Raw genomic sequence first — 12,549 nt, 5'->3', positions numbered from 1 at the left:
ATATTAAAATGTTAATAATTAGATAGTTACAACAAAAAAAAGGAGACATATATTTGAATACTTAATCAAATTATATGGAAACATTATTTGCCATTGTAGGTATAGTCTTAGCTGCTATACCTGTTTACTATTTCTTCAAAGAAAAATCCTCTCCTAAATTAACAGTAGAAATATTTAAAGATAACACATCGAGCTCTCCAATAGGCCCAAGTAATAAAAATGTACCTATCGATGGCGTTATTGAAATGAGAAATGCAATAATGATTTTTGAACTAACTTGGAACATCAAAATTATTATCCGGAACAATTCAGAAAAGACAGCATTCTATCCCAAAATATACTTCAAAAACGCACAACCCTACTTTTTGCGTATTGATAAGCTCAATGAATTAGAATCAATAATCAGCAATGAGACAAAGACACTAAATGCAGCTTACCAGGAATTTGAAGAAGTAACAGGCAATGAAAGAAACGACATGTTAGTGTTACCTGAAACAATCATGAGAATTGAGATTTTACTTGAATATCAAGATGGAAATCAAAAAAAATATTTTACTCACTTTAAACAGGTTAATAAGGAGAACAATTTTATGACCAAAAAACCAAAGGCTTTTAATGATTAACTACCCGAATTTCTATTCCTCTATTGTTTTCCACCTTTATCGTCAACCATAATTAATTTTTTCAACTTATACATTAGCGTGTATTACCACCTTATTAAACCACAGGCTTTTTACTTATATTTGCAAAAAATTTTAGCAAAACAGATCGCGGCAAACCAAGCTGTATGTATGCGGTTAATATTGTTCAATATACTGTATGACTGAAAAAACTGTTGACCTGGGCGAACAAAGCGAAGTAGAAGTTTATGGCGCACGGGTGCATAACCTCAAAAATATTGATATTTCGTTTCCGCGCAATAAATTGGTGGTGGTAACGGGGCTAAGCGGCAGCGGCAAATCGTCGTTGGCGTTTGATACCATTTATGCTGAGGGCCAGCGCCGCTATATGGAAACATTTTCGGCCTACTCGCGCCAGTTTATGGGCGGTATGGAACGGCCTGATGTTGATAAGGTATCGGGCCTTAGTCCGGTAATTGCCATTGAGCAAAAAACTACCAGCAAAAATCCGCGGTCAACAGTAGGTACCATTACCGAGATCTACGATTTTATGCGCCTCTTGTTCGCCCGCGCCGGCGAAGCCTACTCCTACTCTACCGGCGAAAAAATGGAGCGCATGAGTGAGGATCAGATACTGCGAACCATCAGCGAAAAGTTTGATGGGCAGCCGGTAAACATCATGGCTCCGGCGGTAAAAGGTCGTAAAGGCCACTACCGCGAACTGTTTGAGCAGATACGCAAGCAAGGTTACCTTAAGGTTTGGGTGGATGGCGCCATTATGGACGTTAGCCCCAAAATGCAGGTTGACCGTTACAAAATACACGATATCGATATTATTGTTGATCGCCTTGTGATCAGCGAAAAGGACAGCAAGCGTTTGTACAGTTCGGTACAGGCGGCGCTTAAGCTGGCCAAAGGTATCATCCGTATTGCCGATAAGGATAACAACGTAGCCTATTTCAGTAAATATTTGATGGACCCGGTGTCGGGTATATCGTATGATGAGCCGCAGCCAAACACCTTTTCGTTCAACTCGCCTTATGGGGCTTGCGAAAAGTGTAACGGCCTGGGTTATATTTTTGAGGTGGATGAAAAATCTGTCATACCCAACCCAAAACTCAGCATACAAAACGGCGGCCTTGCCCCATTGGGCGAGTACCGCGAAACATGGATATTCCAGGTGCTGAAAGCGCTGGCCAAAAAGTTTGAGTTTTCGCTCACCACGCCTATCGAAAAACTTGAGCGCGACAAGCTGGATATTATATTAAACGGTACCGAAGAAAAAATAAACGTAGCCGTTGAGTACAATAAATGGAACGTGCAAAACTACTCCATCAACTTTGATGGTATTGTTAAGATGCTGGAGGAGCAACAGGAACGCCGTGGTGATGACGATCTGGACGATATGGAAAACTATCGTGTGCTGCGCACCTGCCCTACCTGTGATGGCGCGAGGCTAAAAAAGGAATCGCTGCATTTTAAGATAGACGAGAAGAATATATTTGAACTGGCCTGCATGGATATCAACAACCTGCAAAGCTGGTTTGATGGCATTGAGGACAGGCTGAGCGAACGCCAGAATGTTATTGCCCGCGAGATACTGAAAGAGATACGCGCCCGCATCGGCTTTTTGCTGGATGTAGGTTTGAGCTATTTAACTTTGGATCGTACGGCCAAAACCCTTTCGGGTGGTGAGGCGCAGCGCATCAGGCTGGCTACGCAGATAGGTTCGCAGCTGATGAATGTAATGTACATTCTGGATGAACCAAGCATCGGCCTGCATCAGCGCGATAATGAGCGCTTGATAAATGCCCTCAAAAACCTGCGCGACCTGGGCAATACCGTATTGGTGGTTGAGCACGATAAGGACATGATATTGGAAGCCGACCACGTGATAGACATGGGCCCGGCAGCCGGTGTACATGGAGGCCAGGTGGTAGCGCAAGGCACTCCGCAGCAATTAATGGCCGAGCATACGCTCACCACATCATACATTAATGGCGAGCGCGAAATAGCTATCCCCAAAAAACGCAGGGAAGGTAACGGCAAAAAACTGGCGCTTAAAAAAGCTACCGGCCATAACCTTAAAAATGTATCGGTGGAGTTTCCGCTGGGTAAGCTGATCGGTATTACCGGAGTATCGGGCAGTGGTAAATCAAGCTTGATAGCCGAAACACTGTATCCTATACTCAACCATCATTTCTTCCGCGCTAAAAAGCAACCCTTGCCGTACGGCAGCATTGAAGGGCTCGAACATATTGATAAGGTGATCGAGATAGATCAAACCCCTATCGGCCGTACACCACGTTCAAATCCATCAACGTATACCGGCGTATTTTCGGATATACGCAACCTTTATGTACAATTGCCCGAGGCCAAGATACGTGGCTACAAGCCGGGTCGCTTCTCGTTCAACGTAAAGGGCGGCCGTTGCGAAACCTGCCAGGGCGCGGGCATGAAGGTGATAGAGATGAACTTTTTACCCGATGTGCAGGTACCTTGCGAGGAGTGCGGCGGCAAACGCTATAACCGCGAAACGCTGGAGGTACGCTACCGCGGCAAATCTATAAGCGATGTATTGGATATGAGCATTGAGGATGCTACTACCTTTTTTGAGCATATCCCGTCTATCCACCGTAAGGTAAAAACATTGTTTGATGTGGGTTTGGGCTATATCACCCTGGGGCAATCGTCAACTACCTTATCGGGGGGCGAGGCACAGCGCGTAAAACTGGCTACAGAGCTTTCAAAGAAAGATACAGGCAATACCTTTTATATACTGGATGAGCCTACCACCGGTTTACACTTTGAGGATATCAACGTGCTGCTGGGTGTACTTTACCAATTGGTTGATAAAGGCAATACCGTTTTAGTGATAGAGCACAACCTGGATGTAATTAAGGTGGTTGACCACGTGATAGATCTTGGGCCAGAAGGCGGATCAGGCGGCGGTAAAATACTATTCTCGGGCACGCCCGAAGGTTTGTGTAAGGTTAAGGAAAGCTTTACCGGCCGCTTCCTGAAAAAGGAAATGGGTATCAAATAAAATAAATACTATTATTCTATATAATATTGCAACTAAATAACGTTTAATACGTACTACTCCATGCTTGCTACTCAGGCAAATAAGCATCCAAATCCATTCGGGAGGCGGGTTCTGAACCCAAGATGAAATTTTGATGAAATTTTTTTCATGTTTTTATAAAAACGTAAAATATTTCACATAGGGTTGCGTTATTGAATTATAAAAAAAACGAGAACGGCGTATGGACGAAACTTCTACAAAAAACTTATTTGCGGTCACTAACAATTTTATAGTGAAAGAGAAAGGGCATACAGAAAATTTGAGCGCGGATGATGTGATATTCTTCCATTCATTGCGCACCGATCTGAATCAGCTGGAAATGAAACCAAGGCTGCAGACCATTCACCGCATACTTGATTACTCAAAAAGCATCAAGTAGAAAAAAACTTCAGGTTGATGGCTCATAGTTCACGCGTACCGGTAAGGTTATTTTAAATCTCTAAACTAATAGTACCGGTGGCAAACGGAGTGAACTATGACCCATCAGCCAAAATCTTCCCTGTAATTTTCAGCAAATTTTATTTATTCAGTTTAGTAAACTGAATACCTTTGCTGCTTGCCAACATTTTTGTGTTGGTTAGTATTTACACACCCATGTTAAAAAAGGAACGCTACCATCATTTTGTAGATTATTTCTCAAAAAACCAACCCAATGCGGTTACCGAGCTGCATTATAACTCGCCCTACCAATTGCTGGTGGCGGTTATCCTATCAGCCCAATGTACCGATAAGCGCATTAACCAGGTTACCCCCGCACTTTTTGAGCGCTATCCGGATGCGGAGAGTTTGGCGGCATCAAATGCCGATGAAATATTCCCTTACATACGCAGTGTGAGCTACCCTAATAACAAGGCCAAGCACCTGGCAGGCATGGGCAAAATGCTGGTAGAACAATTTAACAGCGTGGTACCATCATCTATTGATCAGTTGCAGAAGATGCCGGGCGTTGGCCGTAAAACCGCCAATGTAATAGCCTCAGTAATTTATGATGCCCCGGCTATGGCTGTTGATACGCATGTGTTCAGGGTGGCTAACCGCATTGGCCTTACCAACAATGCCCGCACCCCGCTGGCTGTTGAAAAAGAGCTGGTAAAATATTTGCCGACCGAAGTACTGGCCATAGCGCACCACTGGCTGATATTGCATGGCCGTTATATATGCGTAGCACGATCGCCTAAATGTGATGTTTGCCCCATTACCTGGTTTTGCCGCTACTACGAACGCTCCAATACCGAAAGCGCTTTGCTTAAGGCCGAAGCCGAAAAAGCCCGCAAGATAAAGGATGCCGCCAAAAAGAAAAAGCTGAACACCATAGCTAAAGAGCTTAAAAAGCGCAGTGTGGATAAAGATATTTGATTACGCTTTGCGCGTTAGGTATGTTTACATGATAATTATCAATAAAATAAATACTAATTTTTTTAGTATTATAAATTAAAGTTTTATATTTGGTACATAATATTTTAAGATGAGTAACGCAGATAAATTGAAGGCACTACAGCTTACACTTGATAAGCTGGAAAAATCATACGGAAAAGGCACCATTATGAAGTTGGGCGATACCGTTGTTGAACCAACCGAAGTAATACCAACCGGTTCAATAGGCCTTGATATAGCTTTAGGGGTTGGCGGTTTACCCAAAGGCAGAATAATTGAAATATACGGACCTGAATCGTCAGGTAAAACAACTTTGGCCATACACGCTATTGCCGAAGCACAAAAAAAGGGTGGTATAGCCGCGTTTATTGATGCTGAGCACGCCTTTGATAAATTCTACGCTAAAAAACTGGGTGTTGATGTTGAAAACCTTTTAATATCACAACCTGATAATGGCGAGCAGGCCTTAGAGATAGCCGACAACCTGATCCGCTCGGGCGCTATTGATATTTTGGTTATTGACTCGGTTGCCGCATTGGTACCAAAGGCCGAGATAGAGGGCGAAATGGGCGACTCGAAAATGGGCTTGCAGGCTCGCTTAATGTCGCAGGCGCTGCGTAAGCTTACCGGTACCATTAGCAAAACCGGCTGTTGCTGTATATTCATTAACCAGTTGCGCGATAAAATTGGTGTAATGTTTGGTAACCCCGAAACTACTACCGGTGGTAACGCCCTTAAATTCTACGCTTCGGTACGTTTAGATGTACGCCGTATGTCGCAAATTAAAGATACCGATGAGGTATCAGGTAACCGCGTTAAGGTAAAGATCGTTAAAAACAAGGTTGCGCCGCCGTTCCGTTTGGCTGAGTTTGATATTATGTTTGGCGAAGGCATCTCAAAATCGGGCGAGATCATTGACCTTGGTGTTGATTACAACATCATCAAAAAAGCAGGTTCATGGTTCAGCTACGGCGAAACCCGTTTGGGTCAGGGTCGTGACGCGGTTAAGCAAATAATACTTGACAACCCGGAACTGATGGAAGAACTGGAAAAAAAGATAAAAGAAACCGTAACCGGCGAAAGCATGGAAGAAGCATAGGCTTCACGGTATTTTACAAACAAAAAAGAGGCTGCTTTATTCAATTAAAGCAGCCTCTTTTATTTTCAGCGCGATGATACTAATACGTGATCTTCACTATCCTGTCAATATCATCAGCCGGTAACTGATCAATGTAAACAATCAGGCCGGTTTTATCTTTCTTGTATTTCAGCTTAGCGCCGCCGGCAAAAGCGGTTACTGTTTTAGGTTTAAATTTAAAATCGGGGATCAATATCTGGCTGCTCTCCTTAACCGGGTTAAGCACGTGGGCATAAACAGTTTTGCCCTTAGCTGTAACTGTACCCCATGTTTGGCCTTTAACAAGGTTACCACGGGTACCATAAACGGTTTCTCCATTCTTATCAATCCAGGCGCCTATCTTCCCCAGTGTGTCAACAAACTCCGGCTGTATCTTGCCGTTTGGCATCGGGCCTACGTTCAATAAAAAGTTGGCATCTAAACCGGCGGCATTCACCAGGTAGTGCACCAGCTCTTTTACCGATTTATAATTCCTGTCGTTAATATTAAAGCCCCAGCTGCCATTCATGGTTTCGCAGGTTTCAAGTGGCAGATCGCCAATTTTGGCTTCGCCGCTAAAACCGGTTTTGTTGTTGCCCGGCAAATCCTTTTCAAAAGCCTGAAAATCCTCACCCGGTATGGGCTCCAGGTGGTGGTTATTGCCTATCATTATATCAGGGCCTAATTTGTGTATCAGCCCGTATATTTCATCATAATGCCAGTTAGCGTTTTTGCGCTCCCAATGCCCATCAAACCAAATACCTTTAATAGCGGGGTAATTAGTGATCAACTCCGTTAACTGCGCTTTCATAAAATTGATGTAGCTGTTCCAGTCGCCCTTTTCGGGTGCACCGTTCACTATCGGGCTTTTGTAAGCGTAGTCCGGGCGGCCCCAATCTAACAATGAGTAATAAAAACGCAGCTCGATGCCTTGTTTTTGGCATTCTTCGGCCAGTTCCTTTATAGGGTCTTTTTTGTAGGGAGTAGCCTTTACAATGTTATAGTCCGACTGCTTGGTATCAAACATACTAAAACCATCGTGGTGGCGTGAGGTAATGGTGATGTACTTCATACCGGCACGCTTGGCCAGGTCAACCCACTCCTTGGCGTTAAATGCCTGCGGATTAAAAAAATCGGCCAGGCGCTTATAATCGTTATAAGGAATTTTTTTGACATCCATCACCCACTCGCCATCGCCCAGGGTGCTGTATATTCCCCAGTGGATGAACATGCCGAACTTCATGTCCTTAAAATGCTCGCGGGCTTTGAGGTTTGATGCCGATGGCTGGTAGCCTTGCTGCGCCTGAGCAACCGAAATTGTAAGCAGCAAAATAAGCAAGTACAGATTTTTTTTCATTGATGTGCAATTGGTTATTCCAAATTTACAGCAATGCAAGCCCGTAACTTAAATTATTCTAACGTATAATTAAGCTATTTTGGCAATGGCTACGAAACAATGTTACACAACACGCATTTCGGGCGAATCGGCAGGCAAAACCCTGTCAGTGCCTAAAATGAGTTTTGTGGCACCCCGCTTTACAAATAGCAGAAACTCTACCGAGGCTATGGCTAGTATGGTATAACCAAAAAGTTCGATGCATTCTTCCGAAGCATTCTTTACCGCACGGAAGTAACGATCTTCCATTACCTCCTGCCAAAACTTACCACGGCCATACAATCTCGAAAAAACATAGGTGGTTAAAAAGCCGGTAATGAAAACGCCGAAGGCCGGAGTATTTACAAAGACATTAATGTTATCTAAAAACTGCTGCCAGTTGCGCCACAGGTAATACACCATAATGCCAAACAAACTGAACACGCCTACCTGCCAGGCACCATCAAAAATATTTTCATCCAGATACGAATCCTGCTCGCGGATGAATGATGCCATAGCGAACGAGAACAGGAAAAAAGCGATCGCCTTAAACTTAGGATGTTTAATAAAAATGCTGATATATACCCCGGCAGCGATGAGCAATAGTATACTCTGCCCAAGCTCGGTAAAGGAGTCTTCTCCAAATTTTGATTCCTGGCCATGCACCAAGGTAGCATCCCAACGGATAAATTCGGCTACGCCAAAAATCAACAATCCATATATAATGAGCCTTAAAAAGCCTGACTTAATTCCGGTAAAATTTGCCTTCATACAGCTAAAATAAAGGCCTTGTGAATAGCCATGGTTTAAACAATGTCATTTACCAACCATTTTACAATTAACTTACATTTTATATCGCATTAACATATAATTAATTACGGGTGTGTAAAATTTTCAGTTATCGATTGCATAATTGATTATCTATATTTAGGCATGCTAAAACAACTACTCTGCTGCGCGGCCTTGGTAATAGCCGCAACCGCCGCCAAAAGTCAATCGGCATTTACGGGGATGGAAAATATGTTCACCACGCCCGAACATTACATAATAACCCACACCAATAAGCCCCCGGTTATTGACGGCGACCTGAACGACAAAATTTGGGAACAAGCCAAGTGGACCAGCAGCTTTGTAGATATTGAGGGCGATGCCAAACCAAAGCCTCAGTACAACACCCAGCTAAAAATGCTTTGGGATGATACCAACCTATACATCGCCGTAAAAATGGATGAGCCACACCTGTGGGCTTACCTTACCAACCACGATGATATAATTTTTCATGACAACGACTTTGAGTTTTTTGTTGACCCCGACAACGATGGCCGCAATTATTTTGAGGTAGAGGTTAACCAGATCAACAAGATATTCGACTTGTTTTTGCCCAAGGCTTACCGCCACGCCGGTAACGCGCTTATCAGCTGGGATACGCCGGGTATGCGTTCGGCAGTAAAACTGCAAGGTACTTTGAACAACCCGAAGGATACCGACAAGGGTTGGACTGTTGAGTTCTCGGTACCTTTCAAAGCTTTAAATTTTGGCTTTAATCATGATAAACCTGCCGAGGGCAATATATGGCGCATCAACTTTTCGCGCGTGGAGTGGGATACTAAGGTAGAGAATGGCAAGTATGTAAAGCTGAAGAATGCCGAAGGCAAAGACCTGCCTGAGCGTAACTGGGTATGGTCGGCACCGGGACTGATCAGCATGCACTACCCTGAGCGTTGGGGCTACATGCAGTTCACCGAGAAAACTACCGATGCGGGCATCACATTCAGCGTACCTTATACCGACCTACAAAAGCAATACCTGTGGCTGGTGTATTATAAGCAGATGGAGTATTATCAAAAAAACAAAGCCTACGCTACCGACTTAAAAGCACTTGGCATCGCAACTGCCGAATACACCGTATCGGGCAAAAAGAATACGCTAAGCATCGAGGCCACCAAACAACAATACACCGCTACCATTACCGACGATGGCGGCAGCATAATATCCATTAACGAGGACGGATTGTTTAAGCAGCCAAAAAAGTAAACAGTTAACAAAGCACAGCAATTTTTTGCGCCATATATTTGCGGCTTAAATTTGCCTTATGCTTTGGTACCCTTATACCCAAATGAAACACGTTGACCGCGTACCCAAAATGGTAGCGGGCAACGGTGTAATGATGGAGCTGGAAGATGGCCGCAAACTTATTGACGGCATATCCTCCTGGTGGTCGGTTATACATGGGTACAACCACCCGGCGCTTAACGCAGCGCTGGCCGAACAGGCCGGCAAATTTGCGCACGTAATGTTGGGCGGCTTAACACACGAGCCTGCCCTACAGCTTGCCGAAGCCCTGGTACGCATTACTCCGGCAGGATTAAATCACGTATTTTTTTCGGATAGCGGATCGATAGGTGTAGAGGTTGCCCTTAAAACAGCCATACAATATTGGAAGAATTTGGGTTATGATGGCAAAACCAAGATCATCTCGTTGAAGAACGGCTACCATGGCGATACCTTCAAGGCAATGGAGGTGAGTGACGATTCGGATTTTAGTCGCGCCTTTGCCGATGTGTTGCACCGTGGTTATGTATTGGAAATTCCCGGCGGAGGTTTTGATGCCCCGGCCGAAACAGTACAACCAGCCATTGATGACCTGGAGCAATTACTCATCAGCCATAACCAAAACATTGCCGCGTTTATTGTTGAGCCGATAGTGCAATGCGCGGGTGGCTTCCACATATATTCACCCTTGTACCTTAAAGCTGCCCGAGAACTTTGTGATAAATACCATGTGTTGCTGGTATTTGACGAGGTAGCCACAGGTTTTGGCCGCACCGGTAAACTGTTCGCTGCCGAACATGCAGGCGTAACGCCCGATATTATGGTGGTTGGCAAAGCGTTAACCGCAGGTTATATGGGCCATGCCGCCACTTTAAGTACCGATGCCGTTTACAATAGTTTTTTAGGTGCCGATTATGAAAAGGCCCTGATGCACGGCCCCACCTTTATGGCCAATGCCCTGGCCTGCACCGTAGCGCTGAAAAGCATTGAGATTTTTGACCAGGAGGATTATCTATCCAATATAGAGCAGATCAATAACATTATTGAGCAGGAGTTCAGCACCATCAACTCCCCACTCACTGCCGGTAAAAGAACCATCGGCGCTATCGGCGTAATAGAGTTTAAAGATGCGGATACACTTAATGGCTTTAAACTTTTCGCGATGGATGAGGGTGTTTGGTTACGACCTATTGGCAAGGTGCTTTACCTGATGCCGCCTTATATTATTAAGCCCGATGAACTGGTAAGCATTATTAATGTGATGCGTAAATGGATAGATCGCGCAGGGTAAATGCATAGAGTTTACAAGCGTTACGGACTGACCCTGTGGCTACCATAGTTAAAGCTATCCGACAACCGGACAGCAAACAACTGCTCAAAAGGCGGGGAACTGAATGCGAGTAAGTGATAAGTGGGTTGAGATAATACAACTGATATATAAAAAGCAGCTACAGAATTGTAGCTGCTTTTTATATTGTAGATCAACCGTGGCTTCCTGAACCACCACCGGAAAATCCATTTCCAGCGCCATTGCCACTGTTTACAACTCCGTTTCCTACACCTCCATCTTTAGCAGTTCGATTTCCTCCAACATGTCCACCATCTTTAAAACCACCTCCATGTACCCCACCACCGGTAAATGATTGTGGCCTTGCTCCATCATTTCCGGTTTTTGCATAAGGCCTTGAACCTTCACCACCAGTAAATCCATTCCCGGTTTTATCACCAAAAGCTTTAGCTAAAAATAAAGCAGATGCAATAGCTCCTGCTACAAAAAGTATCTTTTTCATAATCATGATATTTAATAATACAATTTACTTATTTATCTGATTATAAGCGGGTTAATTTAACATTCTATTTCTCGTTTTGGTTACACTTTTCGACTACAGATATAGAGATTACGGTTGTTTATAATCATCGGCAGAATCGTAAAGCATATCCACAAGCGGGACGCTTGCGGTAGCGGGGATATTAACATCAATAAATACCTTTCCTATATACAAGTTGAAGCACAATAGTTATTACGAAGCTGACTATGTAAGGTATAGTTATGTATTTAAACAAATCAACATATTCAAACAAATACCTTATCTTATAGATAAGTGAGCCGGGTTCAGCAACTAATCCGGCCAGTAACATAACCAATATTGGATAACTTAATAAAATTACAGTTGCCACTCTCCAAACTGGTATTAGTACAACTCGTTTTAAAAAGAAATCCAGTAGAAAAATCACAAAAAATAATGCTGCGACCCAAATCGTGAAGAACAATTTAAAACTCCATGAATTTTCATTACTGTTATCTGCAATAAAAAATATTAGTATATCTAATAAAATAAAAATAGAGTAAGATAATACTGATTTCATGTTGTAAAATTAGCAACTCCATTCGCTAATGTAAGCGTCCTTGCGGTAGCGGAAGGCAATGAGTTGTCAATTCAGTACATACTTTCTCCGCGCTTTATTCTTTCCATTCTTGAATCACAAAGCTGAGAAAGCGTTTTGCCCGTTGTTATATTCCACTGAATGCTAATGCTCTTAGAAAATGATACACGATTCACATATGGATCTTCACCCTCATCTAAATAGACAAACAGAAATTGATCGCCACCATTTATTACTTCAATTACAAAAAACGATCGACTAATTGATCTATTTTCATTTCTAAGCCATTCCCGGGCTTCATCTTGTAATTCCTGTTGACTTTCTGCATCTCCATAATCCAACACTAAACAGAATGCACCTGCAAGAAATAACAATTCACGCAGTGCAATTGGAAATGGGCGCCCACTATTATAGAGTACTTGCAAATTAACAATTGAAGCCACAGATATGGATTCATTTTTCAAATTCAGATCTCCAAGGCTCGGAGTATCCCTAAAGCTTTTTAAATAACTGATTTCCATATCCGATCTTATTAAACTAC

General features: G+C 43.3%; 11 protein-coding genes. 7 read left to right on the top strand and 4 right to left on the bottom strand.

Annotated features, from left to right (window positions below):
• Positions 1-74: 74 nt before the first annotated feature.
• The 5 genes from IM792_RS16340 to recA all read left to right on the top strand — a co-directional run bounded on the left by IM792_RS16340 (position 75) and on the right by recA (position 6,178).
• Positions 75-623, top strand: coding sequence for a hypothetical protein (locus tag IM792_RS16340; RefSeq protein WP_194102971.1), 549 nt, complete (start codon positions 75-77; stop codon positions 621-623).
• A gap of 196 nt (positions 624-819) precedes the next feature.
• Complete coding sequence (gene uvrA, locus IM792_RS16335; protein ID WP_194102970.1) at positions 820-3,666, top strand: excinuclease ABC subunit UvrA; 2,847 nt, start codon at positions 820-822, stop codon at positions 3,664-3,666.
• A gap of 220 nt (positions 3,667-3,886) precedes the next feature.
• Positions 3,887-4,084 (top strand): hypothetical protein, encoded by a 198-nt coding sequence (locus IM792_RS16330; RefSeq protein WP_194102969.1) that lies wholly within the window; start codon positions 3,887-3,889, stop codon positions 4,082-4,084.
• Positions 4,085-4,299: 215 nt separating this feature from the next.
• Positions 4,300-5,061, top strand: a complete 762-nt coding sequence (gene nth, locus IM792_RS16325) for an endonuclease III (RefSeq protein WP_194102968.1) — start codon at positions 4,300-4,302, stop codon at positions 5,059-5,061.
• Positions 5,062-5,170: 109 nt separating this feature from the next.
• Entirely contained in the window at positions 5,171-6,178 is a 1,008-nt protein-coding gene (gene recA / locus IM792_RS16320) for a recombinase RecA (RefSeq protein WP_194102967.1), read from the top strand.
• Between the two features lie 79 nt (positions 6,179-6,257).
• On the opposite strand, the gene IM792_RS16315 is transcribed toward recA, so the two are convergent.
• Both IM792_RS16315 and IM792_RS16310 read right to left on the bottom strand, forming a co-directional pair.
• Positions 6,258-7,553: an alpha-L-fucosidase gene (locus IM792_RS16315; RefSeq protein WP_194102966.1), complete on the bottom strand. Its 1,296-nt coding sequence runs from the start codon at positions 7,551-7,553 to the stop codon at positions 6,258-6,260.
• Positions 7,554-7,655: 102 nt separating this feature from the next.
• The gene (locus IM792_RS16310) at positions 7,656-8,342 is read right to left on the bottom strand and encodes a hypothetical protein (protein WP_194102965.1); all 687 of its coding nucleotides are present in this window, start codon (positions 8,340-8,342) and stop codon (positions 7,656-7,658) included.
• Positions 8,343-8,504: 162 nt separating this feature from the next.
• On the opposite strand from IM792_RS16310, the gene IM792_RS16305 reads away from it, so the two are divergent.
• Positions 8,505-9,605: a carbohydrate-binding family 9-like protein gene (locus IM792_RS16305; protein ID WP_194102964.1), complete on the top strand. Its 1,101-nt coding sequence runs from the start codon at positions 8,505-8,507 to the stop codon at positions 9,603-9,605.
• 58 nt (positions 9,606-9,663) lie between these two features.
• Entirely contained in the window at positions 9,664-10,914 is a 1,251-nt protein-coding gene (gene bioA / locus IM792_RS16300; protein ID WP_194102963.1) for an adenosylmethionine--8-amino-7-oxononanoate transaminase, read from the top strand.
• 190 nt (positions 10,915-11,104) lie between these two features.
• On the opposite strand, the gene IM792_RS16295 is transcribed toward bioA, so the two are convergent.
• Positions 11,105-11,413: a hypothetical protein gene (locus IM792_RS16295; protein ID WP_194102962.1), complete on the bottom strand. Its 309-nt coding sequence runs from the start codon at positions 11,411-11,413 to the stop codon at positions 11,105-11,107.
• Between the two features lie 648 nt (positions 11,414-12,061).
• Positions 12,062-12,529, bottom strand: a complete 468-nt coding sequence (locus IM792_RS16290) for a hypothetical protein (RefSeq protein WP_194102961.1) — start codon at positions 12,527-12,529, stop codon at positions 12,062-12,064.
• Between the last annotated feature and the right edge of the window lie 20 nt (positions 12,530-12,549).

Origin of the sequence: Mucilaginibacter sp. JRF (genome assembly GCF_015223065.1) — a bacterium.
Classification (GTDB): domain Bacteria; phylum Bacteroidota; class Bacteroidia; order Sphingobacteriales; family Sphingobacteriaceae; genus Mucilaginibacter.
Note: the sequence above shows the minus strand (reverse complement) of the source record. Positions and strands in the feature narration are given on the sequence as shown.

What these genes read in the sequence shown, in the direction of transcription:
- IM792_RS16340 (WP_194102971.1), top strand. Translation starts at nt 75, where the DNA reads ATGGAAACATTATTTGCCATTGTAGGTATAGTCTTAGCTGCTATACCT.
- uvrA (WP_194102970.1), top strand. Translation starts at nt 820, where the DNA reads ATGACTGAAAAAACTGTTGACCTGGGCGAACAAAGCGAAGTAGAAGTT.
- IM792_RS16330 (WP_194102969.1), top strand. Translation starts at nt 3,887, where the DNA reads ATGGACGAAACTTCTACAAAAAACTTATTTGCGGTCACTAACAATTTT.
- nth (WP_194102968.1), top strand. Translation starts at nt 4,300, where the DNA reads ATGTTAAAAAAGGAACGCTACCATCATTTTGTAGATTATTTCTCAAAA.
- recA (WP_194102967.1), top strand. Translation starts at nt 5,171, where the DNA reads ATGAGTAACGCAGATAAATTGAAGGCACTACAGCTTACACTTGATAAG.
- IM792_RS16315 (WP_194102966.1), bottom strand. Translation starts at nt 7,553, where the DNA reads ATGAAAAAAAATCTGTACTTGCTTATTTTGCTGCTTACAATTTCGGTT.
- IM792_RS16310 (WP_194102965.1), bottom strand. Translation starts at nt 8,342, where the DNA reads ATGAAGGCAAATTTTACCGGAATTAAGTCAGGCTTTTTAAGGCTCATT.
- IM792_RS16305 (WP_194102964.1), top strand. Translation starts at nt 8,505, where the DNA reads ATGCTAAAACAACTACTCTGCTGCGCGGCCTTGGTAATAGCCGCAACC.
- bioA (WP_194102963.1), top strand. Translation starts at nt 9,664, where the DNA reads ATGCTTTGGTACCCTTATACCCAAATGAAACACGTTGACCGCGTACCC.
- IM792_RS16295 (WP_194102962.1), bottom strand. Translation starts at nt 11,413, where the DNA reads ATGAAAAAGATACTTTTTGTAGCAGGAGCTATTGCATCTGCTTTATTT.
- IM792_RS16290 (WP_194102961.1), bottom strand. Translation starts at nt 12,529, where the DNA reads ATGGAAATCAGTTATTTAAAAAGCTTTAGGGATACTCCGAGCCTTGGA.